Here is a 21,530-nt window from a genome sequence, read left to right on the forward strand (position 1 = left end):
TAAATTTTATATAGCATTAACTTGTTAGGTACGTCTGTTCTTCACGATATTTTTCTACTGATTCCTTAATATTAAACACATTACTAATTACATTTAGCTCCTGGTCTGAATCAGAGTACTCCGCTAATTCTTTAATATAGGATAAAGGCTCTTTTAACATTTGGTTCGCAATACTATTCATGTGCTTTTCTAATACCTTTTTGTCGTGTTCGGATAGATTTGGAAGTTTCCTATACAAGCTTGCCATGGTATCTTTTTTGATCATTGAGACCTTATAAGTAAGTGCAGAGATAATAGGGACTACACCTAATAAATTCACCCAATTAATAAACTCATCCATTTCTCCCTCGATTAGTGACATGATTTTCTTTGCAGCCTTCTTACGTTCTAATAGGTTAATACTCATGATGTCATGGAGATCATCAATATTGTAAAGAGTAACATTCTTTATTTCATTGGTATCAGGATTAATACTTCGAGGAACAGATAAGTCTATAAATAATTGAGACTTACTTGTGTTAATCATTTCTGGGTTAATGATAAAACTCTCTGCAGACGCAGCACTAATGATAATATCTGTTCCTATCATTTTAATTGGCAGCTCTTCTATCGGCATTGGTTCAGCATCGTATTGTTCTGCCAATACCTTTGCCTTCTCAAAAGTTCTATTCATGATTGTAATTTTATTTTTCCCATTACTTTTAATATTTTTCAGAAGCAATTCTGCCATTTCACCGGCACCGATAATAAGGATGGATAGGTCTTGAAATCCTGCAAAGAACTTTTTTGCTACATCCACAGCTGCATAACCGACTGAAACAGCCCTACTGCCAATCTCTGTTTCTGTGTGAGCCCGCTTTCCTAGGGTGACTGCTTTTTTAAAAGTATGATTAAAGACAGTCCCAGTTGTCCTTTCCTGTTGCGCAAGCAAAAAACTCGTTCGAACTTGTCCTAAGATTTGGGTTTCGCCTAACACCTTTGAAGTTAAACCACATGTAACTTCAAATAAATGTTTAATGGCTAGCTCGTGTATATAGAAAAACAAATAAGGTAAAAATTCTTTTTTCTCAATTTGAAACCATTCGGAAAGAAAATCTTCAAGTTGAGTCTTACCCATTTCAAGCTCATCAACCACAGCATAAATTTCAGTTCGATTACACGTGGACAAAATAACATTTTCAATAATTCCATTTTTCCTTTTCAGTGCTTTCATTGCCTTACCGAGTTGAGAAGAATGAAATGAAAATTTCTCCCTAATTTGCACGGGTGCTGTTTCATGGCTGAGACCGACAGCAACTATATACATGTGAACATACTCCTTTTAAGATTACATTAATCTGTTCAACAATTTCACATTGAACTTTCTGTTTAACATATCTCAAAATAAACTATCTTGAATTAAAGATAATTTATTACAAAATTGTTTATCTGTCAAGATATTACTTCTTCGTCTATTATTTTGTGATAATCATGTGAAGTTTTTTATTCTTGATTCCATCTAGTTTTAATCGGGCAATAACCTAACCGTAAGAACGTTGACTAGTGTGGCACTGCACCTAATGTTATTCTATCTGAGCTTAGCGGACATCAGTTCCTTTATTTGTGTCAAAATAGGTTAATTCCAAATGTTTGTGGACATTGATTCCGCTATTTTGTATAAATATAGCGATTTCCTGTGTTTTTTCGTAAATAAAGTACTCAGTGTCCGGTAAGCCCCTAAATTATAGTCATTTAATAAAAATAGCGGATTTAATGTCCTCCTCAACTAATAAAACTATAAGTCATCTAATGAAATGACTTCACCGCTTCCTGCATTTACTCCATGCTGACAATCAATTTTTCCGCATAAAACATATTGTTTTTGCTTAAAGTCATATACATAATAAGGTTTGAGCTCAAACAAATCCTTAATTTTTTCAAATGCTTCATCTTGTGTGATCGTTACTTTATCAGGTGCTTGAAATTGATCATAAATCTCCAACATTGGTTTGTTATCCATATAATTTACTACTTGAAGGCTCTTCGCATCTATCATAATCATCAGCTTTCTTTGAAAGACAAGATTATCCCGGTGGTTAGCCCTTAATATTGCATGAATATATCCTTTGTCACGATGTAGAGTTTTAAGTATCCATCTTCCAGTATCTTTCGGATATTCTTGTCTTAATAACTTCTCGACAGCCATCACACATTGCTCTTGTTCTACCTTTGTGATTGGGAATGAAAAAGGACTTGGCTCGCATGAAAATGCTTGTTCAGCTGTGATATCTTCAATCCAACTAATCTCTTTTCTTATAAATGGTTCATTGATTGGTTTATCCCAAGAAATAGTTTTATCTATTTTCAAAAACGACCTTACATCCGCTATTATTTCAAATGGAATCGTAGACGTTCCATTATTCGTAACATAAATCTCTTCAACTGCATAAACAGGAGATATTTTCTTTTGTTCAAATGAAGGAAATTCAATCAATTTCAACTGTTCCTTTGCTATATTCTCCACCTTTTCAAGTGAAAGGGCATAAGCTTCTTCTTTAACCATTTCTTTAGAAGGAAATTGGCCATGAACAGAGAACGAGGTAAGTTTCCCTTCCGAATTAAATTTAACATCAATAAATCCAGAAGGAGACACTGCTGCACCTTCAAAGCATTCTTTAAATTGAAGCTCTCCTTCGCCCTCTTTATGTAATTGAAATTGCTTCCCATATGTTAATCCAGTTTCTCGTTCAATCCATTTTATTATTGTGTCTGTATCCAGGTTGGGAAATGTAATCCCACCCTTTGCAAATGTCTTCCCCATTACGAAAATAGCACTCTCAAACTTACGAGTATTCACATTTATCTCAATTACTGCTGTGCCTTCAGGGTTTGAATCATTATCCTCTTGTTCAGTTACATCATTAGGAAACCATTCCATACAAAGTATATAAACCGTTTCATTGAAGATGTTGACGTTTCGAGAAAGGCTATGGTGTTGTAAGTAGTAATGATCTAAACCAAACTTTATCTTTGTGAAATCAATTAACTCTTGTATTCTTTTATCCACTTACATATCCCCTCTGTTCATTTAATTCCTGAATTATATTAGAAAGAAGTAATAGGAACGTCACTTCCCCGATTAAGTCTTTCTGATTTATAACATCCTTTTTCACTCGCCTAACAAGGTTGTTTTTCTAAAATCAGATAATTAGAACAGTGCCTGTGGATTGCGCTTTTTTAATGAATATCACGCTTTATGAAGCTGCCACCCTGCACTTCTGATACATCGTATATCGCTACAAAGGATTTTGGGTCAATTTCATTTATGATTTCTTTCATTTTGCTTTCTTCCAAACGGTTAATGATACAAGTGATTTCCTTGAATTGCTCATTTGAATAACTGCCAAGTGTCAGCGTATACGTTGCTCCACGGCCCAATCTCTCACGTATGGTTTTAACCATCAATTCAGGTTCAGTAGTGATAATTTTAAAGGTTTTCGAGCCACTTAAACCTTCCTCAACAATGTGAATGACTTTAGATGCTATAAAGTAGGCAATCGCTGATAATATGGCTCCTTGCAGACCGAATATGGTTGATACGACAATAAAAACAAACATATTTAAAAATAGAATTAGATCACTTGTCCCAAAAGGTAACTTTCGAGAAAGCAATACGGCTAACATATCAATTCCATCTAATGCCCCGCCATTACGTAAGGCTAATCCCATTCCAAAACCGATGATAATCCCACCCACAACGGTTATTAATAATGTGTCTCCTTTTACTATGGTTGTTACATGATGCATAAGGCTGGTGCTAACTGCTAGTGAAGCTATACCGAGAACCGAAAAAGCAGCAAAACTTTTACCAATTTGTTTATATCCTAAATATACGAATGGAATATTTAATAATGCAATTAGAAGTCCTAGGGGTAATCCAATCAATTGTGAGCCAACGATACTCAGTCCTGTCACACCACCGTCTGATACTTGGTTTGGGATTAATACCGCCTCTAGCCCATAGGCAGTTATAAATCCCCCAATAATAACCAATAGTGCCCGTACAACCATCATCAGTTTATTGCGTTTTTGTTTTATCACTGTACTCATTCATTTTCCTACTTTCAACTTTTCAATTATTTATGTAATTATTTTTAACACAATTTTACTTTTTAGCACAAATAAAACAACTTGCTGAAACTAAAGACAAGACAACGTTGATTATCGTTTTTTTATTATTCTAAAAAACCACTGCTTGTTAAAAAATTGTCCAAGAAAATAATGTTCCTGTGAATACGATGTAATGAAAAATGAAAAGGTGGTGAAACCAATGGGGAGAAATGGGGGGAAATGGATAATACATCGGGTATTGAGAGATGAGAAGCTACTATCGGAACACTTGCCCGAAACCCAATTGCTAACGGAAGAATCGTTATGGGAGTTACTTGACCGCCATAGAGTAGTAATAGTGAAACCATGTATGGGACGTTTCGGATATGGTGTCATACAAGTGTCTAAATTAGGAGAGGACCATTTTCAAATTCACAATCAAGCTAAAAAGATAACCTTCTCCAGTAGAGATCAAACATATCGATACCTAATGGATCAAAAACCGAAAAGGAAGTATTACGTTGTTCAACAGAAAATCCCTTTGGCTCATATCGATGGAAATCCTTTTGACATAAGAGTTATGGTACAGAGAAGAAAAGATTCAACGGAATGGAACGTAACAGGTAAGGTTTGTAAAGTAGCAGCTGAACATTTTATTGTTACAAATGTGGCCAGAGAGGTTTTAACCATAGAGGAGGCTAGCTTTCGTTCTTCATTATTCGATGTCCCTCTCCAATTTATTTTATCCGAAATTGACAGAGTCTCTCTACTAACTTCCGTTACATTAGGTAACTATTATTCTAGCCAACTTACTTTCGGACTTGATGTAGGATGTGATCAGAAGGGACATATTTGGATTATTGAAGTGAATCTTGCCCCTTCTCTTGTCCCTTTCAGACTTTTAAAGGATAAATCAATGCTGAGAAAAATCAAAAGCTTCTATAAACGGTAGAAAAACATTGTTAATGCAATGGTATTAGTTAATTAAGGAAAAAAGGACGAGTCCATAATGGATCATTACAAAACATGTAAGATCCACCTTTTAAAAACTTGAAACATGGTTAGCATAAGATTGCTCCACGCTGGGTAATCTTTTTTCCTCAAGGTGGGGTAGAGTCAGGAAAAAAACGCGGTTACAAAGTTAAGCCCAATTCCCCCATTCCCTAAGAAATTTGTCTACCATTAGTATAAGGTTGCCGATTCGAAAAAAACGCAACAAATTCATTTGAAGTTGTGCTAACATGGCAATACTAGATTTAGAGAATGGAGATGATATCCGATGAAAATAAATCAATTAATTGCCAACAATATTAACCGTTTAGATGCCATCTTGCCGGAAGATCAGACGCTCGGAATTGCTGGTTTGTCCGGATCTGGTAAAACCACATTTTGTCAAACCATTGGCGAAGAATCCAAAAAGCGTCTCGTTTCCTTATTGCCAAAGGCTGAATATCAGTATTTATTTCCAAATATTATGGAGACTAATTTCAGTGCCATCAAGATGGAAGAAATGCCTTTAGTACTTTTTCTCGGAAGATCATCCATTTCTTCCAATCCGCGTTCAACAATTGGCACGCATACTGGCGTATTTACAGAGATTCGTGTAAGACTTGCTGAAAAATACGATCTTTCTCCAGAAGTCTTTTCATTTAATAATGAATTAGGCTGGTGTCCTAAGTGTAAAGGCCGTGGTACTAATAATAATGTCGAATGTCCGAAGTGTGAGGGAAGGCGCTATAATCAAGAAACCCTGCAATATACGATTGAATTACTTGATCAACCACATAATATTTCCGATATCAATAACTTGAGCGTTGAAACCATTCTTTCACTAGCAGATGCTCTAAATCTTAGTGAAGGGAAACAAAATATTCTAAAAAACATCATCAATATGAATATTGGTTACTTAACATTAAATCGGATCATGGGTACATTGTCAGGTGGAGAATTAACACGTCTTTACTTGGCAGAGTTTATGGCAGTAAGTGAAAATACCGTTATTATTATTGATGAAATCTCTGTTGGTCTTGATCACCAAACACTATTGAACATTTTAGAACAGATTAAACATTTAGGCTTTAAGAATCAAATTTGGCTCATTGATCATTCAGACACAGTGCTCGATACAACGGATGAGCAATTGTTCTTTGGCCCTGGCAGCGGGAAATATGGAGGAAGAATTGTGGAAGAATCACCACGTCCTCAACCAATCGTTTTGGAACGAAACCAGGCAACGCCAACAGAATACTATCAATTCCATGATCTATATTGCCGTAATATTCAAATGGCAGAATTTCAGATTCCAAAAAATAGACTGGTAACCGTTACGGGTGAGTCTGGATGTGGAAAATCTACACTTATCAATGAATGTATAGCTCAAGATTTTCTGAAGCGATACAATAAAGATAAACTGGTTATGGTAGGTCAAGATCGAAACCAATCGATTACAAGTCGGTCAACCGTTGCGACTTTTCTTGATATTAAAAAGAAACTTACAAAATATAGTGAAGATATTGATGATATTTTTCTGCGCTCGATTGAAGATATTATTGATGAACTGCCAAAAGAAGACATCGTACATAAACGCTTAAGCTTATTAATCAAACTTGGACTTGGTTATTTGACGTTGGAAAGAAAAACACAATCTTTATCGACTGGTGAATTTCAATGTGTCCATTTAGTTTCTGAGTTATTTGCTAACTCACGAAACCCACATACGCTTTTTATATTTGACGAACCTTCAAAAGGTTTATCACAAAATATTTTAAATCAATTCATTGATAGCATAAGAATCATTCTGCAAGATGAATCCGTCTCTATCATCATGATCGAACATCATTCATATATGCTAGCAAACTCCGATTTTATCGTTGACTTTGGTAAAAGACAGCTTGCACCTGTAGAGCATCTTGATGTTGTCAGTCACGATGATTATTATCGTCTTAAAAATAGCGATGCGACCGCTGCACCATCGCCTATTTCTTCTACACTCAAGCAGCAAAATGGAATTACCTATTTAAAAGAAAATCATATTGCCTACTTTAAAGAGGCAGAAAACATCTATAAGGGCGGCATCTTAAAAAGCTTATCATCAATGGCCCGCTTAATTTATGGTGAATACGAATCTGACAAAATCGCACCTGTGATCGCAATTGATTTAGAAAGACACTTGTATAGTCAATATAGTTTTCTCTATGAAATGGGTGGATTGATCAACCATATTGTAGCAGCTCATCCGACTAATAAAGATACAAGGAGATTTGATTTCTTTTCTCCGGACAATCATTGCCCATCATGCTCAGGACGTCTTAAGATTGAAATATTTGATAAAGATCTTGTCATTCAAGACAAAAATCTTCCATTCTGGGATGGTCTATTCTATCCAGAAATAATGGAAGTATTAAAATTTTATCAATATCCAAAGTTAGAATTTCTATTTGAAGAAATTAAGAATGAACTTGGTCAAGATTTAACAAAAAGCTATCATGAGATGTCAGATGAAGAAAAGCATACATTTTGGTACGGGTATTTTGAAAAGTCATTTTATGATAAAAAAGGCAAAGCACGTAGAACATGGGTCGGTTTTAATACGATCCTTGGTATGTATATTGTTGTTTCAAAATCAATCATTAAGGAGCAAATGAAAGCTTCTAAAGAAATGATTACATGTCCAATTTGTGAGGGTACTGTTTTAAACCATCATAAACCGCTTAAATTTGGAGATATAGATATCCGTGAAATAATCAATCAGCCGATTGACCAAGTATTGAAAATAACAGGGAAGTTACCGGAACTGGAAAAATTGAAATCTATTGTCGGCGGCGATAGGCTTTTGACAGAAGATGTCTCCCTGATGCCTAGGGAAACACAAGTCTCGCTGAAAATGCTTGAACTAGAACTAGCAAGCTTTACGGGTTATGAAATGGTATTACAAAATGTCTTACCATTCTGGGGCAGTATTAGCGGCAATATCGAATCCATCAGCCTTAATAATCGAATCACCATCTGTGATTTTGCCAATATCACGGAGACGAGAGAAACAATCATAGACAAGTATTTCACCAATGGTAAATATAAAAAACTAACTTATGTCTATGAAGCGTTTGGCTACAAAAAATTAGTTACCCAAATTAATAAAATTAAAAAAAGCCATCCATGTCCATTCTGTAAAGGAAAGAAAGTAATATCAGAAGATAATCTCCATGATGGTGTGTTTAAATTAACCATTCCATGTGTAAGTTGTTATGCAAGTGGCATCAATGATGATGGCCTAAAGGAACTTGTTGAAGGCATCCAAGTAAAAACATGGTTAACTGGAACAGTAAGTGATGTTGTAGATGAAGACTTATTAACAGAAGCTGTTGCACATATTCCCATTTTCAATCGTATACGTGAGGTGAATAAACGAGATATGATGGCAGTGTATCTATGCCTTGAGCAACACAGTTAAATAAGAACACGTTGTTGTTCTAGTCCGAGATAAATTCGCATTTTTACTGTATCACAGAAGGATAAAAGCCTGGGAGAAACTGTAACAGTTTTCTCTCAGGCATTTTTTGCTTTTTGGAAAGAATAAAATTGGAGGTGTTTATTAAATGAATCCAGATTGGATTAAAGTATTTGTTGCTGCTTTCTTTGAAGCTGTAGGACTAAAACTTGTTTCTTAATAAATATATTGAAGGATTTATTGTTATATAAGTTTTTTGGTCATTATAAGGTCCGTTTGTTCTTCATCACCCATATAAAAGGAGTGAGCCCCAGTTTGAACAAACCCCATTTTCTTATAAAAAGCAATAGCATTTTCATTTTTTTCCCATACGCCTAGCCAGATTTTCTTTTTCTTACGACCCATCGCAATTTCCATAGCTTGATTTAGCAGATATTTACCAAGCCCATGTTTTTGGAATTTGATCTTTATGTAGATCCTCTCGATTTCAAATGATTCTTTACCCATTTCTTCAGACTGAGCTTCATTGGTATTGACCTTTAAATATCCAGCCATTTCATTATGAAAATAAACAAAAAAGAATTCCGAAGACATATTGAATAATTCTTCTTCTAATTGTTTTAAGTTAAATGCTTTTTCCAGATAGGTATTCATATTTTCGGGTGAATTCTGATCTTTAAAAGTATCGTGGAATGTTTCAATACTTATTTCTTGGAGTGTTTGTAAATCTTCATGGGTACACTTTTTTAACTTTATTGTCATATAAATTTTTCCCCTTTACATTTTCAATAATTTCTTTTGTTTCCCTTTTTTATAAATTCCCAGTCTTTTTCAATATTTTTTCTTACTCTCTGAAGGAGGTTGAAAATGGATTCTACTTCACTTTCGGAAAATCCTGTTAACGCGACACTATTCGAATAATCATGTTCTTTTTTTATAAAAGGATAAACATTTTTTCCTTTCTCTGTTGGAAAGAGTTTTTTTATTTTTTTGTTATGTTCATCATCTTTCTTTTCAATAAAGCCATTCATTTCAAGTTTTTTTATAGCACGAGCTGCAGTTGATCGATCTACTTTAATCATCTCAGATACCTTTTCTTGAATGATTCCAGGGTTTTCACATATTCGCACAAGGTACAAATACTGCCCTTTTGTAAGGTCATATTCTTTAAATTCGATATTGCTTATTGAATCTAATGCCCTTGCTATCATTCCAATTTCACGAAGAATTTCCTTCATAATTAACTCCTTAACACATAATTTTGTTGCAAATGCAATAAGTTTAGCATATATTAAATTTAACTTAAATTTGTTGTATTTGCAACAAAATACAATGATAAAGAGGTCGAGTGAAGTGAAATATGTTTATTTTGTATTAGGAATTTTAATATTAACCTTTGGTATTTCCTTGACTATACAATCAGATCTTGGAACATCACCTTTTGATGCACTTTTGGTAGGACTGTCCATAAATGTGGGGCTTACTGTGGGAAGTTGGGAAATCATTATCGCTTTCATATTAATCTGTTGTAATTCACTTTTAAAAAGACAAAGGCCTGAAGTTCTGGGGTTATTAACAGCATTTATAACGGGTGTCGGTATTGATATGTGGCTTTTTTTATTACACAATTTGATAACACCTGAACTATGGTTCAACAAAGTGGTTTGTTTTGGAATCGGCTTAGTTGTAATAGGATTTGGAACTGCCATGTATTTACACACGAATTTTGCACCGATACCAGTCGACCGATTAACATTAATAATACAAGAATTAACTAAAACAAATATATTTTTTTCGAGAACATTCATTTACCTCGTATTCTTGATAATGGCATTGATTTTTAATGGGCCGATTGGCGTTGGTACTTTATTAACCGTTTGTTTAGGCGGGCTAATACTTAATTACTTTATGCCAGTCACTAAAAAAATATTAGACCGCAAATTAACACATTCTCGTACTTCATCAAATTATGATAAAGAAAAAAGCCATTCAATATAGAATGGTTTTTGTTTTTGTTGTTCTTGCTATACTAACCCGCCAGTAAAGTTTATGAATACCGATTCAATAGCGTGGGGAACCCTGCCTAAAGCATTATTGTAATTTTTTACGAAGTTGTTCCGCTGCAGACAGTGCCTTCAAGTCTTGAGCAATATCACTCGGTCTGTTTCCTTCTCCAATAATATATCCTTCAAAAGTTGTCCCTACAAAGGCAAAGATATGTTGAAACTGCTGAATCATTGGTAAACCTTTAATGTATGGCTGATCTCCACCCACTGCAATGACATATGCTCTTTTCTGAGACATTTGCTTTTTAAAATCGGGATACTTGGTGTCTCTTAAAGTCTGGGACCAACGATCAATAAAATTTTTCATTATTCCTGACATGCTATACCAATAAATCGGTGTAGAAAAAAGAAGAATATCATGCGGAAGAATACGATCAATAACGACGTTGTAATCATCATTCACTTCGGGAAATCCCTCCTCTGCATGCCGTTTATCTAATATCGGTTCTATTAAATATTCCTTCAGATATATTTCTTCCACAACTAAGCCTTGAGTCGCTAACTTTGTCAACGTCTCTGTATTCCCGTTTGGACGGCTTCCACCGTAAATAACTGCAATGGTCATCAGTAATTCCTCCATTTTGTAGTTGATTTGTTAGTTAGTATTTACTATTTTATAATGAAACTCAGAAACAATAAAACGGATTATTTCGATTGAATCAATCGATAATTACGATTAAGAGGAGGTGAGCGAATTGGAAATTAAACAGCTGATTACTTTTAAGATCGCCGCAGAAAATTTGAACTTTACCCAAACGGCAAAAATATTGAATTTTGCACAATCAAGTGTAACGGCTCAAATCAAAGCCCTTGAGGATGAGATTGGCAAACCCTTATTTGAGCGTTTAGGAAAAAGATTAATTTTAACAGATGCCGGATATCAATTTAAAACATATGCTGAAAAAATGATTCGTTTAAGTGAAGAAGCGATTACGGCTGCAAACGGAGAAGAAGAACTATCTGGCATTCTAACAATTGGGGCTCAGGAGAGTCAGTGTACCTATCGATTACCTCCAATTCTTAAAGAATTCAAGGCTGCATTTCCAAAAGTTAAACTAGTATTTAAACCTGCACATTCTGACGAAATAGCGAGAAAGCACCTTATGGAGGGATTATTAGATGTTGCTTTTATTATGGATAAAAGGAAGCCTGAAGGATCGTTAAGAGTGGAGCAGCTTATCAAAGAGGAGTTAAAACTAGTTATCACACCAAACCAACCTAAATCAGCTTTTTCAATAGATGATCTGAAGCATGAAACGCTATTACTCACAGAAGCTGGTTGTTCATATAGGAATATGTTCGAAGAATCCCTAAATTCTCTTGGAATCTACCCGTTAGATAAAATAGAATTTGCCAGTATAGAGGCCATCAAACAATGTGTAATTGCAGGATTGGGCGTGGCATTACTGCCTGAGATGGTTGTAAAAAAAGAACTTGAAGAGGGACGATTAAAGGAATTACCGTGGAATGCTTCTTCATCACCGCTTTATACTCAAATTGCTTGGCATAAGGATAAATGGATGACACCACCTTTAGATGAATTTATTAACTTAACTCGTAAGATGTTTCTGTCTGTATAACATTAATTATTTTTACTTCATGTCATGAGAATTAATAAACATGTTCTTCAAGAAGGAATTAAATATTATTGGTTAGAAAAAAAGGAATGTCTCTAAAATTGAGACATTCCTTCAGATTGATCTAGAGTGCAACCTGCTTTAAAAAACAAAATTGTAATGTGACAATAAAGTTATTTAATATTAATACAAAAACACATATAGTTCTGTCAAATATGAGGACGGGGTAAAAATAAAGTTGTTTAATTTTTGGTGTAGTGATACTGGACGGACTTTTCAAGAGGGAAAAGCCTGTGAAAAGTCCAACCAGTGATGCTGGACGGACTTTTCAAGAGGGAAAAGCCTGTGAAAGGTGTACTTCATTGCACTTAAAAGTAAAACAATAAAAGTCGTTTAAATCTGAGAGCTTTATTCAAGAACGCGCCTGACTGTTGAGGAATAATCCCTTACTGCATCTTTCCATAATGTGAACAGATAAGGGTTTAAAAAAAGCTATTATTTGGGTTTAGCAAAAATAATAGGTTCTATTATTTTGCCCCTGCTTTTAACAAAATTTTTTCAATCTCTTTAAAGCCTTTCTCACGTGCATGTTGTAAAGGAGTCACCTTATTATTATCTGGAATGTTCACATCCGCCCCATTTTCTATCAGCAATTGCACCGTTTGCTGCTGCTTTTCGTCTCCATCATTTAAAATAATTGCTTCTAATAAAGCTGTCCAACCAAGATTATTGACATGATTCACATCAATATCCGTATGGGTAAGAAGTTCTTTGATTACATCCACAAATCCATGTTCTGAGGCAGGGATTAAAGCAGTTCCCCCATACCGGTTTGTAATCGCCGGATCGGCCCCTGCTTCAATCGTAAGTTTTAGAATATCTATATACCCTTCTGCTCCAGCATACAGGAAGGGATTGTTTTTCATATCATCCTGGATATTCACATCTGCACCCGCCTTAATCAATACTTTTGCGGTTTCTACATCATTGTTATAGGTTGCAATCATAGTGGCAGTCCGTCCTTTTGAGTCTTGCGCGTTGATATTCGCACCTTCCTTAATGAGTCTGCTTATGGCGACTGCCTTTCCTTGTTCTGCTGCTTGAAGCAACTCTTTATTTAATCCTTCGCTCATGATTTCTTTCTCCTTTTCTTGTTTTTTCGGTTCTCCGCTATTGTTAGACATACAACCTTGCAGCAAGAGAATACATCCTATAAATGCGATCATCCACTTCCACATAAATATACGCCTCTATTCTAATATTGTTGCTCCCTTCTTTTTACCTGAGGAGTGAAATTATATTCTTTCTCTTGGAGAACATGTTCCGTTAAAATGCTATTTATTTATTTCCAAAGAACAAAAACTCGATTGCAAATTTCATGAATTTTTCGTGACTCATTTAAAAACACTCCTTGAAAAGTAAATATTAAATATGACTTTTTTCACTAATGTTTTTTGATTTCCATAGCTGTTCTAGCACAATTACGATGATCGTACCAACAATGAGACCATTGCTTAAAAAATATTGGAGAATCGTAGGAAGACTCTGAAATATTCCTTTAGGAAGATACATTATTCCAAAACTGATTAGCAATGTGATTCCTAATATAGTTAACCGGCGTTGATCTAATTCGTCTTTCAAAAGGGACTGAAACGAAATCCCGATCATTTGGACAAAGGATGCTAAACTTACGGCACAAGCAATAGGGGCGGGAAGCATGGCTAAGAAGTCTACGATCGCCGGAACACAGGCTATACCTGATAAGGCTAAACTTGCTACCAAGAAAGGCATCATTCGTTTTTGCCCGGTTAATCGGATAAAGCCTGCCGATACTGGCAATGGCACAATTCCAATCGTAGAAAAAAGAGATGAAAGAACATGTGTAATACCGCCTGCCCAACTGGCGCGGTTAATGGTTTGTTTTTCGGATTCCCCTGATTCCGGAATTGCTTGTTTTACAGCCGTAACGGCCGCTATTGTATTAGAGACTACAATAAACGTAAAGATAATGGAGGTTATCACCATTCCAGTATTTAACTGCGGAGTCCCCCATGCAAAAATTTCTGGTAATTTAATAAAGGAAGCCTGTGTGGAAATCGTATTAGGGGTTTTTCCCAATAAGAAATATAGTAACCACCCAATTAAAATTCCTAACAGCACGGAGTAACTTTTCATCCATCCTTTTCCTTTAATTGATAGCACAATCACTAAAACAAATACGCCAAATGAAATCGCTGCTATTCCATAATCCAGGTTGAACTGTTCTTGTATTCCGAGCATTCCCTCTAAAAATACACCACTTAGTTGAAGAGTCAGAATCAAAAGAAAAGAACCAGTAACTAAAGGAGTGAACAAAAACATCAGCCGATTAACCAGGCCAGTTATACCGAGAATAAATAGTAAAAATCCCGTAACTAGCAAGCCACCTTCTAAAAGTTGTAATGTTTCTGTCGTACTTTCCCCCTGCTGAGTCGCCATACCCGCTAAAATAACAAATACACTGACCCATGAACCTGCAGGACCGTCGGCGATCGGATATCGATGTCCGAGCCATCCTTGTATAAAAGAGCTTATGCCCACCACAAAAAAAGTTCGTTGCATCAATTCGGAGATTTCCTCTATCGTTAAATGAAATACTCCTCCGATTACGATCGGTAATGCAATGGAAGTGGCCAGCAAGAAAAAAAACCATTGAAATATGCTTAAACCGCTGTAAAAACGTAGTTGCTTCATATTACCTCACCCTTATACATGATGTTTATTGTTGAGACTTCCAAGTGATAATAGAAATGAGTTCTACATGGCTGAAAAATAAGGGGCTCCAACAAGAAAAGCTTTTATTTAAGTATCTCGATGTTCTTGCCAACATTTGGAAAATCTTGGAAAATCATCGCTGTTAAAGCCGTTTCGAGAAATTTCATTTTATCTAGAATCATGATATCTTAGAATGAAGTATATGAAAAATATAAAAAAAATTAATTTTACTTAAGTTTTTCATATAGGAAGGATGTTTTTCCACTGATGGATATTAGACAACTGCGATATTTCATAGCTATTGTAGAAGAAAGAAAAATTTCCGCTGCCGCTCAAAGACTTCATATCTCCCAGCCTCCGCTAAGTCAGCAGCTGAAAACAATGGAAGATGAATTGGGAACGAAATTAATAGAGAGAAATGGGAGATTTTTAGAAGTGACGGAAGCCGGAAAATCATTATATAAGTATGCGCTACAAATGACTCAGTTAATGGAAGAAGCTAGAATGGAAGTAAAGGAAGTCGGAAACGGGGTAAGTGGAAGATTGACGATTGGTGTCAATACTTTTTCGGTAGTCGAATTACCAGAGTTACTTCACCAATTCCACAAAAAATATCCTAAAGTTACTTATAAAATTCATCAAAATGAGTCAGTTCATCTTTGTCAACTGGTGAGAGACCGAATTGTAGAGCTGGCGATTATACGTTTACCGCTCGACTTAGATGATTTTTCAGCTATCCATCTTCATACAGAACCTTTTTACTTCATTACTTCAAATAAAAACGAACCTTTTAATCATCAGGTTATACTTGCTGACATTCAAAATCGCCCTCTAATTTTACCGAGTACAGAAGGACTGGGAGTTCATTATATGATTTTAGAAGCATTTTCGAAAGCTCAACTGCATCCGAACATTATTTCAGAGTGCTCTGACATCTCCCTTTTATTAGATTTAGTCGCTTGTAATTTTGGACAAGCTATTGTTCCGGAAACCGTCATTAAACAATACAAAAACTACAATATCCAAGCTTTCAAAATTAAAGATACAGAGCTATCTGCATCTACGGGCTTAATATGGCTGAAAAATCATTATCTATCAAAAACCGCTCAAAACTTTACAAACCTATTAACCGATTACCTACAGCAAAACACGGATGTACAGTCTTAAGGATTAAAAGTATTTAAAATCCCAGTCTCTCAAATGGCCCATAAAAAAGGCCATGCCTTTTCGAAAGACTATGGATGACACCACCTTTAGATGAATTTATTAACTTAACTCGTAAAATGTTTCTATCTGTATTACATCATTTATTTTTACTTCATGTCATGAGAATGAAAAACATGTTCTTCTAGAAGGAATTATTTATTATTGGTTAAACAAAAAGGAATGTCTCCGAAATCGAGACATTCCTTTAGATTAATTAGAGGACAACTCTTTTTTTATTTTTTGTAACGTTCAACAATTATATTAAAAGTTTAATAGGCTACCCTTACTCTAATAAGATCTAGAATTTTCAGTCACTTCTATTTGTTCGACACTACTCTCTTTGCTTTTGGTCCAAATAACTATGGGAATAAGAACTAATGAAAGCACAGCGCCAGCAATTGAAAGGGTTGCATAACTAGAATGTGCTACAACGATTCCAGATAAGCCTCCTCCTATTGCCCCTGACAAAGCAATCCCAACATCTACAGAACCCTGCGTCTTAGCCCGAGTTGATGGCGGAGTTGCATCTACAAGGATTGCTGTACCACTAATTAAACCAAAATTCCAGCCAAGTCCAAGTAAAACAAGTGCTGCAATAAGTATTATCATCGAATCAGCAGGTCCCATAGCTGCTAGAATGCCAGAAATAAGTAGCGTAACGGCAGAAGCAATGGCCATTGTTGTACGGCCAATTTTATCAACAAGAATTCCAGTTACTAAAGAAGGCAAAAACATAGCCCCTATATGAAATCCAATGACAAGCCCTACTGCATTCAAACCATGTCCATGGTGTCCCATATGAATAGGTGTCATCGTCATAATTGCAGTCATAACAAATTGAGTTAAAACCATTACTGAAGCACCAGCAAAAATGCCTCGCCGCCTGTTTATCAAGGATAAATTAGAATTTTCCTCTAAAGGTAAATTACCGGTTGATCTTTGAGCATCTGATATTGCTTTTGCAACAATGAATGGGTCTGGCCTAAGTAAAACTAAGAGAACCAAACCAGCAAGTATATAAGCTGCCGCAGCTAATATAAATGGACCAGCTAAAGCCGGAATTCCTATGAATATCGCAAACTCACCCATTACATCCACCAGGTTTGGTCCTGCAACAGCACCGAATGTGGTGGATACCATAGCTATACTAATTGCCTTTGCCCTTTGTGCCCGGTTTGCCAAGTCAGTTCCTGCGTAGCGTGCTTGTAAGTTCGTAGCTGACCCAGCCCCATAGATAACCAGTGAAACAAATAAAAGTACAATGCTATTTGTTACTGCTGAAATGATTACTCCAATGGCTCCGATGCCCCCAGCCAAAAATCCTGCCGCAAGTCCAGTACGACGTCCATACGCTTGAGAAAGTCGTCCCACAAGTAGTGCAGCCCCCGCTGAACCTAAAGTAAATAACGCCGTCGGAATTCCAGTTACACTATCTGTACCTAACATGTCTCGGGCTAGAAGTGCCCCCACTGTTATTCCTGCTGCAAGTCCTGCTCCTCCAAAAATTTGGGATAAGACAACAACCATTAATGTTCTCTTATATAGCTGTTTTTGTTTTTCTGAAGAACTAATGTAGGCTTGTAATGAAGCGGATTGAACATCTAACTTTTTTAGGCTATCTTTAAACACATTCTTACCACCTTTCTAGAATGCTAATTAATTTCCATAGATTTCAAATATCTTAACACGTACAAAAAAACCATACAATATAATAAATGTATGGCGAACAATTTTAGGTTAGATTGTTTAATAAACGATTAAGAGTGATCAATCCTTGTTCAAGCTCTTCGAGTGTCTCTGGTGCATAGACAGAAAACCTTACAGCCCGCTCGTAACAAAAAATCGATTCACCCTTCTCTTAATTTGACCATGTTATACCATCTTACTCCACCATGGTTTGATTCAGACATACCATGGTCAACAAATCCAAATTTTTCATAAAAAGAAACTAATTCTTGTTTACATGTTAATGTGATTCCTTCTCTTTCATTTTCTTCTACAAGCTCTTCCATTTTCTCAATTAAAATCTTTGCAATTCCTTGATTTCTAGCCTGTTTGGATACCGCTAACCCTAAAACACTCTGATATCCTCCTCTTTTCGGACTCTCTTTGATTTCTTTAAAAAGATTATCCGTTATGTAAGGTTGATTAATAATAGGGCCATTAATATAACCAAGTATTTCCCCTTTCTTTTCTGCCACAATAAAGGTATCAGCTATCAACTGAATTCTTTCTATAAATGCTTCTTTTGTAGCAGCTTCTTCTTCTGAAAAGCCTTCTTTCTCAATAAATAGCAGCTGTTCTAAATCTGTCATTTGAACATTTCTTAAAGTAATCATCTTGTCTATACCCCTTTACTATTCATTATATATAAATCTTTAGTATTTCTACTTTATTCTCTATCTGGTCTTAATTAACCTCATCTCTTTTTAGATCCATTGAAAATTTCTTCTTAAACCGGCTACGTTGCATTAAGTACAAAATTTCACAATATCTTCTAAAATTTAACCTTGATATCTAAGTATTGTTCAACAATCTGGGGCTTAACATAAAGAAGGAGCGTAATTCTTGCTGTAGAACCGCCCGATTGTAGAAGTATCTTGTTTAAGATAGGCCCTTATAGTTTGTTACTGATTTGTACAAGATGTTTCTTATTTCCCTGTTTCACTAAATTGCTTAATCCGTTCACCAATTTCGTCACGAACACGCTGAAATTCAGACCACACTTTTCCGGCCGGATCATCAAATCCCCAGTGTTCACGCTTCACATGTGGCGGTGTAATTGGACATTTATCAGCAGCATCTCCACATAATGTAACCACTAAATCAGCATTATTTAAGATTTCAGGATCAATAGTATTTGATGTTTGACTGGAAATATCAACACCAGCTTCCTGCATGGTCTTTATAGCATTCGGGTTTAAGCCATGTGCTTCTATTCCAGCACTGTATACCTTCCACTCTTCACCTAAATATTTCTTTGCCCAACCTTCAGCCATTTGGCTGCGGCAAGAGTTTCCTGTACACAAAAAATAAATAGTTTTTTTAGACATGATCTAATTCCCCTTTTAGTAAAGTAATAATGCTGCATACAGACCTAGTAAAGTGATAAATAGAATAGGAATTGTTAAGATAATCCCTGTTTTAAAATAGGTTCCCCATGAGATCTTAACTCCTTTTTGAGATAAAACGTGGAGCCATACTAAGGTTGCTAATGAGCCGATTGGGGTAATTTTCGGACCTAAGTCGGAACCGATCACATTGGCATAAATAAGAGCCTCTCGGATTGTGCCGGAAGTATTTGTTTCGGCAATCGCTAATGCATCGATCATGACAGTTGGCATATTATTCATCAAAGATGATAAGAAAGCCGCTATAAAGCCCATACCTATCGTTGCAACAAATAAACCTTGCTCAGCAGTTGCTTGAATGACACTAGCTAACGATTCAGTTAGCCAAGCATTTCCTAAACCGTATACGATCACATACATCCCTATTGAGAAAAAGACAATTGCCCAGGGAGCACCTTTTACAACTGTTTTTGTATTAACCGCATTACTTCTTCTTGCCATCAATAAAAAGAAGATTGCAATGCACCCTGCAACAAGTGACACAGGGATTTGAGTGTATTCGCTAGAAAAGTAACCAATCAGCAATATCCCAAGGACATACCAAGACAGTCGAAACATTTTATAGTCCTTAATGGCTTCAACAGGTTTTCTTAATTTAGATAAATCATACGTATTTGGAATACTGTTTCTAAAATAAATTAATAAGACAGTAATCGTTGCTACTATTGAGAAAAGGTTAGGAATAATCATTCTTGAAGCATACTCTACAAATCCAATGTTAAAGAAATCAGCCGATACAATGTTGACTAAGTTACTTACCACAAATGGAAGGGAAGTCGTATCTGCAATAAATCCACTCGCCATAATAAATGGAAAGATCATCTTTTCTTTAAATTCCAAATTACGAACCATCGCTAAAACAATTGGTGTCAAAATTAAGGCAGCTCCATCATTTGCAAAAAGTGCAGCAACGATAGCTCCTAAAATGCTAATATAGATAAACATTTTAATTCCATTTCCTTTTGCAACTCTGGCCATATGTAGTGCTGCCCATTCAAATAACCCAATCTCGTCTAAAATTAGTGAAATAAGAATGATTGCTACAAATGATAATGTCGCATTCCATGTAATTCCGATAACTTCAAGTACATCATTAAACCCAACTACACCTAATAATAAAGCTATAATTGCCCCGCCACATGCACTCCAACCAATATTTAATCCTTTTGGCTGCCAGATAACGAGAATAAGTGTTGCTAAAAAAATTATTGTTGCTACTATTGCTGTAATCACTAAATTTAACCTCCATCACTCGCACGGTGTACACACTTTCTCTTATTAGCAGCAAGAGCTACTTGTTTCTCTTTTAGGAACCACACAACAAGCAAATTCTATTTTATGGACATCACTATCAGCTCTTGTAAAGAAAAACTCCCACTCATTTCCGTCTGGATCGGTTACCCAAAATTTATCTTGTACGGCATAACAACACGTTGTATCCATCTCATCACGTGCGAAAAAACCTTCTTTTTCAAGTCTTTCCTTATGAGCTGTAATTTCTTCACTTGTTTCAACCTGAAAACCGAAATGGTTTACCTGATTCCCGTTCACTTCATCCCGAACATTTAGTGTAAAATTTAGTCCTGGACTCTCTAGTAAGAATTTCGCATAATCAGCCTTTACTTTAACAGGTTCTACTCCGAATACCTTTTGATAAAACTCAATGGATTTCTCTAAATGCGTAACGTTAATTCCAACGTGAACATATTTCATAAATTTATTCCTCCTAATTTTTAATAGATCAAAAAAAATTGATGTATAGCACAAAAAATTAGCAGCAGCTTCCTTTTCCAGTTTTTCTAAATACACAACAAAGTTCCTCAGATAATAAATTGTTTACTTCATCATCATTTAAATCATAAAAACTCCATGTGCCCTTTGTTTCCTTTCTTATTAGGTTTGCATCTAATAAAATTTTCAGGTGATAAGAAAGTTTTGATTGGGTCATCCCGAAAGTTTCTGTTAAATCACATACACATGTTTGTCCTTTTTGACAAAGTTCATACATGATTTCTAATCGTTTCTGATCGGCTAAGGCTTTAAATTTTTTTTCATATTGCTCAAATTGATTTATCATTAAAGTCATATACATTTTCTCCTTTCATCAATTTTTTTTGATATTTAAAGTAAGTATATACAAAGTGATTCTGTATATACAAATAATAAATCAATTTTTTTTGATTTATTATACAAGTGCCAGGGAGATACGTCTGGAAAAAGCGATTTACTATGTTAAAGCCGGATTTCCCAGTATTAATAT

The 21,530-nt window shown here is 35.5% G+C and carries 19 protein-coding genes; 5 read left to right on the top strand and 14 right to left on the bottom strand.

Annotation, left to right across the window (positions count from 1 at the left end; translation table 11 throughout):
* Positions 1-16: 16 nt before the first annotated feature.
* The 3 genes from hemA to V7164_RS08480 all read right to left on the bottom strand — a co-directional run bounded on the left by hemA (position 17) and on the right by V7164_RS08480 (position 4,089).
* Positions 17-1,306 carry a glutamyl-tRNA reductase gene (hemA, locus tag V7164_RS08470; protein WP_335353874.1) on the bottom strand — a complete coding sequence of 430 codons (1,290 nt, stop codon included), beginning with the start codon at positions 1,304-1,306 and terminating at the stop codon, positions 17-19.
* A gap of 468 nt (positions 1,307-1,774) precedes the next feature.
* Positions 1,775-3,046 carry a hypothetical protein gene (locus V7164_RS08475; protein ID WP_335353875.1) on the bottom strand — a complete coding sequence of 424 codons (1,272 nt, stop codon included), beginning with the start codon at positions 3,044-3,046 and terminating at the stop codon, positions 1,775-1,777.
* A 170-nt stretch (positions 3,047-3,216) separates the two neighbouring features.
* On the bottom strand, positions 3,217-4,089 hold the full coding sequence (locus V7164_RS08480) for a YitT family protein (protein ID WP_335353876.1): 873 nt from the start codon (positions 4,087-4,089) through the stop codon (positions 3,217-3,219).
* A 220-nt stretch (positions 4,090-4,309) separates the two neighbouring features.
* On the opposite strand from V7164_RS08480, the gene V7164_RS08485 reads away from it, so the two are divergent.
* Entirely contained in the window at positions 4,310-5,041 is a 732-nt protein-coding gene (locus tag V7164_RS08485) for a YheC/YheD family protein (RefSeq protein WP_335353877.1), read from the top strand.
* Between the two features lie 327 nt (positions 5,042-5,368).
* Positions 5,369-8,539: an ATP-binding cassette domain-containing protein gene (locus tag V7164_RS08490; protein ID WP_335353878.1), complete on the top strand. Its 3,171-nt coding sequence runs from the start codon at positions 5,369-5,371 to the stop codon at positions 8,537-8,539.
* Between the two features lie 240 nt (positions 8,540-8,779).
* On the opposite strand, the gene V7164_RS08495 is transcribed toward V7164_RS08490, so the two are convergent.
* Positions 8,780-9,298: a GNAT family N-acetyltransferase gene (locus V7164_RS08495; protein WP_335353879.1), complete on the bottom strand. Its 519-nt coding sequence runs from the start codon at positions 9,296-9,298 to the stop codon at positions 8,780-8,782.
* A gap of 23 nt (positions 9,299-9,321) precedes the next feature.
* Positions 9,322-9,774: a MarR family winged helix-turn-helix transcriptional regulator gene (locus V7164_RS08500; protein WP_335353880.1), complete on the bottom strand. Its 453-nt coding sequence runs from the start codon at positions 9,772-9,774 to the stop codon at positions 9,322-9,324.
* 115 nt (positions 9,775-9,889) lie between these two features.
* On the opposite strand from V7164_RS08500, the gene V7164_RS08505 reads away from it, so the two are divergent.
* Positions 9,890-10,534 carry a YczE/YyaS/YitT family protein gene (locus tag V7164_RS08505; protein ID WP_335353881.1) on the top strand — a complete coding sequence of 215 codons (645 nt, stop codon included), beginning with the start codon at positions 9,890-9,892 and terminating at the stop codon, positions 10,532-10,534.
* 93 nt (positions 10,535-10,627) lie between these two features.
* On the opposite strand, the gene V7164_RS08510 is transcribed toward V7164_RS08505, so the two are convergent.
* Complete coding sequence (locus tag V7164_RS08510; protein ID WP_335353882.1) at positions 10,628-11,167, bottom strand: flavodoxin family protein; 540 nt, start codon at positions 11,165-11,167, stop codon at positions 10,628-10,630.
* Positions 11,168-11,297: 130 nt separating this feature from the next.
* Here V7164_RS08510 and V7164_RS08515 point away from each other — a divergent pair, with 130 nt between their 5' ends.
* Positions 11,298-12,182 carry a LysR family transcriptional regulator gene (locus tag V7164_RS08515; RefSeq protein ID WP_335353883.1) on the top strand — a complete coding sequence of 295 codons (885 nt, stop codon included), beginning with the start codon at positions 11,298-11,300 and terminating at the stop codon, positions 12,180-12,182.
* A 524-nt stretch (positions 12,183-12,706) separates the two neighbouring features.
* On the opposite strand, the gene V7164_RS08520 is transcribed toward V7164_RS08515, so the two are convergent.
* Positions 12,707-13,417, bottom strand: coding sequence for an ankyrin repeat domain-containing protein (locus tag V7164_RS08520; RefSeq protein ID WP_335353884.1), 711 nt, complete (start codon positions 13,415-13,417; stop codon positions 12,707-12,709).
* Between the two features lie 187 nt (positions 13,418-13,604).
* The gene (locus V7164_RS08525) at positions 13,605-14,912 is read right to left on the bottom strand and encodes a purine/pyrimidine permease (protein ID WP_335353885.1); all 1,308 of its coding nucleotides are present in this window, start codon (positions 14,910-14,912) and stop codon (positions 13,605-13,607) included.
* A 288-nt stretch (positions 14,913-15,200) separates the two neighbouring features.
* Here V7164_RS08525 and V7164_RS08530 point away from each other — a divergent pair, with 288 nt between their 5' ends.
* Positions 15,201-16,100: a LysR family transcriptional regulator gene (locus tag V7164_RS08530; protein WP_335353886.1), complete on the top strand. Its 900-nt coding sequence runs from the start codon at positions 15,201-15,203 to the stop codon at positions 16,098-16,100.
* A gap of 327 nt (positions 16,101-16,427) precedes the next feature.
* On the opposite strand, the gene V7164_RS08535 is transcribed toward V7164_RS08530, so the two are convergent.
* The 6 genes from V7164_RS08535 to arsR form a co-directional block, all read right to left on the bottom strand.
* Complete coding sequence (locus V7164_RS08535; RefSeq protein ID WP_335353887.1) at positions 16,428-17,768, bottom strand: MFS transporter; 1,341 nt, start codon at positions 17,766-17,768, stop codon at positions 16,428-16,430.
* A gap of 218 nt (positions 17,769-17,986) precedes the next feature.
* A complete protein-coding gene (locus V7164_RS08545; RefSeq protein WP_335353888.1) occupies positions 17,987-18,478 on the bottom strand; it encodes a GNAT family N-acetyltransferase in 492 nt (163 codons plus the stop codon).
* A gap of 312 nt (positions 18,479-18,790) precedes the next feature.
* Positions 18,791-19,192: an arsenate reductase (thioredoxin) gene (arsC, locus tag V7164_RS08550; protein WP_335347852.1), complete on the bottom strand. Its 402-nt coding sequence runs from the start codon at positions 19,190-19,192 to the stop codon at positions 18,791-18,793.
* A gap of 15 nt (positions 19,193-19,207) precedes the next feature.
* Positions 19,208-20,503, bottom strand: coding sequence for an arsenic transporter (locus tag V7164_RS08555; protein WP_335347853.1), 1,296 nt, complete (start codon positions 20,501-20,503; stop codon positions 19,208-19,210).
* Between the two features lie 45 nt (positions 20,504-20,548).
* Entirely contained in the window at positions 20,549-20,983 is a 435-nt protein-coding gene (locus V7164_RS08560; RefSeq protein WP_335347854.1) for an ArsI/CadI family heavy metal resistance metalloenzyme, read from the bottom strand.
* A gap of 58 nt (positions 20,984-21,041) precedes the next feature.
* Positions 21,042-21,347, bottom strand: a complete 306-nt coding sequence (gene arsR / locus V7164_RS08565) for an arsenical resistance operon transcriptional regulator ArsR (protein ID WP_335347855.1) — start codon at positions 21,345-21,347, stop codon at positions 21,042-21,044.
* Positions 21,348-21,530: the final 183 nt, after the last annotated feature.

The sequence above is a fragment of the Bacillus sp. JJ1474 genome, assembly GCF_036965225.1.
GTDB lineage: Bacteria > Bacillota > Bacilli > Bacillales > Cytobacillaceae > Cytobacillus.